This window comes from Fusobacterium sp. SYSU M8D902, assembly GCF_040199715.1.
In the GTDB taxonomy this organism is placed as follows: Bacteria; Fusobacteriota; Fusobacteriia; order Fusobacteriales; family Fusobacteriaceae; genus Fusobacterium_A.
Genome location: NZ_JBEFNA010000090.1, coordinates 1 through 505 on the forward strand (window position 1 = coordinate 1; position 505 = coordinate 505).

1 protein-coding gene is annotated in these 505 nt (G+C 52.5%); it reads right to left on the minus strand.

Annotated elements, in window-relative coordinates:
• Nucleotides 1-141 precede the first annotated feature (141 nt).
• Nucleotides 142-505, minus strand: a 364-nt coding sequence (locus ABNK64_RS11205; protein ID WP_349764453.1) for a DUF3408 domain-containing protein, incomplete at its 5' end; no start/stop codon positions are given.

Consider the following 505-nt stretch of genomic DNA (forward strand, 5'->3'; position numbering starts at 1 on the left):
TCGGGAGCAGAATTTCTCCGCCCTCATGGTGGAGCTAGGCGTTTTGGGGTTCCCAAAACATAACCTCGCTCCCCCTCAGAACACGTTAGTTGGAACTACAGCCTTTCAGCTATCCACGTCCAATGTCGCAGACCTTAATTCTCACAATTTGCGCCAAGCCTCGAAGTCCTCTTCATAAAGGCTTAGGTGGTGGCGCACGATGTTCTCGATGATGCCCGATACGCTCATGCGTCTCCCTCCGAGGATGCGGACGACACGATCAAGACGGTCTCGTACATCGGAACTGACGAAGACTGGCTTGCGGTCGTCAATCCTTGGAACTTGGAGGAAGGTCTGCTGATACTCCTCTAATGTTGCCTTGCGCTGCTTGCCACTGATGCACTTCTGCGGATTCGGTGGCGATTGAACCTCGTTCGTCAGCTCGTCCTCCATGTTGGAGGTTGTTGCAGCCACATTCTCTGTCACAACTTCTAAATCGGAGTTCTCCACCTCTTCAAAGAAAGAG